Source organism: Nocardioides sp. CPCC 206348 (assembly GCF_048654705.1).
Classification (GTDB): domain Bacteria; phylum Actinomycetota; class Actinomycetes; order Propionibacteriales; family Nocardioidaceae; genus Nocardioides.
Window position 1 is genome coordinate 14,987 of record NZ_JBMCZA010000078.1, and the last position, 3,449, is coordinate 18,435.

At 71.5% G+C, this 3,449-nt stretch carries 5 protein-coding genes; all 5 read right to left on the reverse strand.

Going from position 1 to position 3,449, the window contains the following annotated elements:
* Positions 1–483: signal recognition particle receptor subunit alpha (locus ACOADB_RS03650; RefSeq protein WP_378596574.1), on the reverse strand; the 483-nt coding region annotated here is incomplete at its 3' end.
* A gap of 35 nt (positions 484–518) precedes the next feature.
* Positions 519–707: a hypothetical protein gene (locus tag ACOADB_RS03655; protein ID WP_378596575.1), complete on the reverse strand. Its 189-nt coding sequence runs from the start codon at positions 705–707 to the stop codon at positions 519–521.
* Between the two features lie 114 nt (positions 708–821).
* Positions 822–1,280 carry an acyl-CoA thioesterase gene (locus ACOADB_RS03660; RefSeq protein WP_378596576.1) on the reverse strand — a complete coding sequence of 153 codons (459 nt, stop codon included), beginning with the start codon at positions 1,278–1,280 and terminating at the stop codon, positions 822–824.
* Positions 1,277–1,696 (reverse strand): hypothetical protein, encoded by a 420-nt coding sequence (locus ACOADB_RS03665; protein ID WP_378596577.1) that lies wholly within the window; start codon positions 1,694–1,696, stop codon positions 1,277–1,279. The genes ACOADB_RS03660 and ACOADB_RS03665 overlap by 4 nt, the downstream gene beginning before the upstream one ends.
* Positions 1,693–3,449, reverse strand: a 1,757-nt coding sequence (locus ACOADB_RS03670; protein WP_378596579.1) for an AAA family ATPase, incomplete at its 5' end; no start/stop codon positions are given. The genes ACOADB_RS03670 and ACOADB_RS03665, both read right to left, overlap by 4 nt.

Here is a 3,449-nt window from a genome sequence, read left to right on the forward strand (position 1 = left end):
GGTCGGGTCGACCAGGTTGATCAGTTCTTCACGCAGAACCGCGCGGGCGTCGGGCACCTCGCCGCCCTCGACGCGAAGCCGGGTGCGCAGCTTCTCCACCAGCTCCTGTGTGGGCGCGACGCCGATGTCGGCGCCGATCAGGAGGTCCTCGATGGCCTCCCAGGTGTCCTCGTCGAGCTTCTCGCGGCTCAGCAGGCCGAGCAGGCCGCGGCCCAGGGCGTTGGACCCGGCCAGGCGCTGGCGCAGGCGAACCAGGCGCGAGGACGGCTTCTCGGGACGCTCGAGGGTGGGCGCACCCGGCTCCTCGACCTCGAGAGCCGGTGGCGCCGTGGGCACCTCGACGTCGCGCGGCGGCGCGATGACGTCGGTCGCCGGCTTGTCGGGCAGTCGCCCGGGACGGCGGACACGGGTGCCGACGAAGCCGACGATGGCCAGCACGCCGATGACGGCGATCCCGATGATGAGGTAGAGCAGCTCAGGCATGGGCCCCATCCAATCAGGCTGCGCTGACGCAGCCGTTACTGCATGCGCAGCAGGTCCCGCTCGTCGTCGGCGATGACGGGGGCGGCGTCCACGGCCTTGCCGAGGGCGTCACCGAGCCAGGGCGCGTACGGAACGGCCTCGCCGCGGTGGGGATACGCGACGTAGAGGACCACGACACCCGAGATGGCGAGACTGAGCAGGACCGCCAGAACAACGAACAGCACGTTCGACTCCTCCGAGTAGGGATCGCTTCCACCCCATCGTGCACGGAACAGCCAAGGAATCCGGCATCGACACCGCGGGAGCGACGCCCCGGGAGGCGAGCGTCACACCGCCCGTCAGACCAGCAGCGGTGCAACGGCCTCGCGGACGATGTCCGGGATCGGCGTGGGTGGACGCGCGGGATCGGTGTTGTCGACGTACACATGGACGAAGCGGCCCTCGGCGCACGCCAGTGCGCCCTCACCGTCGGGGTCGCCCTGGAACAGGCCCACCCGGTAGATCACCGAGGAGTTGCCGAGCCGCTCCACCGCCAGGCCCATTTCGATGGGCCTCGGATAGCCCATCTCGGCGAAGTACCGGCACGACACCTCGGCCACCACACCGATCGCCGGCAGGTGCCGGATGTCGGTGCCGGTCGCGTCGGCCAGATGAGCGTTGACCGCGGTGTCGATCAGGTCGAAGTACCGCGCGTTGTTGAGGTGGCCGTAGACGTCGTCGTCGGACCAGCGCGTGGTCGCTGTCCGCCAGGCCTTGTACGACGCCCGGTCGGGCCGGCTGCGGTCGGGCTCGCTCATGCGGGGCCTTTCGTCTCGGTGATGGCGTCGCGCAGCATCTGGACGTCGCTCGAGCGCGCGGCGACCCCGCTGATGCTGGTGATCCGCAGCCCGTCACTGGCCCGGAGCAGCTTGAGGCCGTCGATCCTGAGGTCGGCGAGTCCCTCGATGGGCACGCGCCGCGCGGTGGTGCGCAGGGCGCTCTTCACCTGGACCTCGGTCGCGCTGACGACGATTGCGACGCCGGTGATCTGCAGTCCGCCGAGCACGAGGAACAACGCGCCGAGGACCGCGTTGGGGACCCGGTCGTTGAGCAGGCCGAAGACGAGGAGCAACAGGCCCAGGGCAAGGAACCCGATCGCGAGCCCCAACGAGAACCGGATCCGCAGGGGCAGTGCCAGCGGTGGGGTCAGCGGTGGGGTCAGCGGTGGGGTCACGCGCTCTCGGCCTCGCGCAGGCGCTGGCTGATCACGGCCGAGACGCCGTCGCCCCGCATGGTCACGCCGTAGAGCGCGTCGCCGACCTCCATGGTCCGCTTCTGGTGGGTGATCACGAGGAGCTGGGAGTTCTCGCGCAGCTCCTCGTAGATCTCCAGCAGGCGGCCGAGGTTGGTGTCGTCGAGCGCGGCCTCGACCTCGTCGAGGATGTAGAACGGCGACGGACGGGCCTTGAACAGCGCGACCAGGAAGGCGACCGCGACGAGCGAGCGCTCGCCACCGGAGAGCAGCGAGAGCCGCTTGACCTTCTTGCCCGGCGGGCGGGCCTCGACCTCGATGCCGGTGGTCAGCATGTTCGACGGGTCGGTCAGGACCAGCCTGCCCTCACCGCCGGGGAACAGGCGGGCGAAGGTCTGGTCGAAGGCCTTGGTGACGTCGGCGAACGCCTCGGTGAAGACCTGCTCGACGCGGACGTCGACGTCCTTGACGATGTCGAGGAGGTCCTTGCGGGTCGCCCGCAGGTCCTCCAGCTGCTCGGAGAGGAACTGGTGGCGCTCCTCCATCGCGGTGAACTCCTCGAGGGCGAGCGGGTTCACCCGACCGAGCATGTTCAGCGCGCGCTCGGCCGAACGCAGCCGCTTGACCTGCTCCTCGCGCACGTAGGGCATGGTGCGGGGTTCGGCGTCCTCGCCCTCCTGCGCGTCGGCGTCAGCCGCCTCGTCGTCGGCCACGTAGAGCACCGGCACGGGCAGGTCGGGGCCGTACTCGGCGACGAGCCCGTCGGCCTCCAGGCCGAGCTCCTCGAGTGCCTTGACCTCGATCTGCTCGATCCGCATCCGCTGCTGGGTGCGGGCCATCTCGTCGCGGTGCACGGAGCTGACCAGCTCCTCGTGCTCACGCCCGAGGTCGCGCAACGACTGCCGGACGGTCATCAGCTCCTGCTCGCGGCCGCGGCGCGAGTCCTCGATGGCCTGGCGGCGCTGGGACGCCTGCTCGACCGAGCCTTCGAGCCGCGCGAGCACGAACGTCACTGCCGTCGACACGGCCTGGCCGGCGCGGCCCTCGGCGATCAGCCGGGCGCGACGCTCGGCAGCGCGTGCCCGCGCCTGCCGCTCGGCCTGGGCGGCCTTGCGCATCTGGTCGACCCGACCGTGCAGGGCGCGGCCGCGCTCCTCGGAGGTCCGCAGCGAGAGCCGCGCCTCCATCTCGGACTGGCGGGCGGCCCGGGTGGCCTCGACCAGCCGTTCCTGCTCCGTGGTGTCGGGCTCCTCCTCGCCGTCCTCCTCGGCGCTGGCGAGCCGCTGCTCGAGCTCGGCGAGACCGACGAGGGCCTGCTCGCGGGACGTCTCGGCCTGCGTGATCGCCTCGGCCATCCGCTCGGCCTCGGCCCGGGCGGCGCGGGCCAGCGAACCGTGCTGGCCGAGCTCCTCGGCCACCGCGGCGAGGGTGGCGTCGGACTCGTGCAGCTTCGCCAGCGCGACGTCGACCCGCTGCTGGGCAGCGGACTTCTCGTTCTCGATGCGGGCGAGGTCGAACGACAGCCGCTCGGAGGCCGCGACGGCGTCGGCCAGCGACGAGGTGGCCTCGTCGACCGCCGCCTGGATCTCGATCAGGCTCTGGCTGGCGTTGGAGCCGCCGGACGCGAAGTGGGCGCCGAGCAGGTCACCGTCGCGGGTCACCGCGACGACGTCGGGCAGGTCGGCGACCAGCGAGCGCGCCGCGGCGAGGTCGTCGACGACCGCGATCTTGCGCA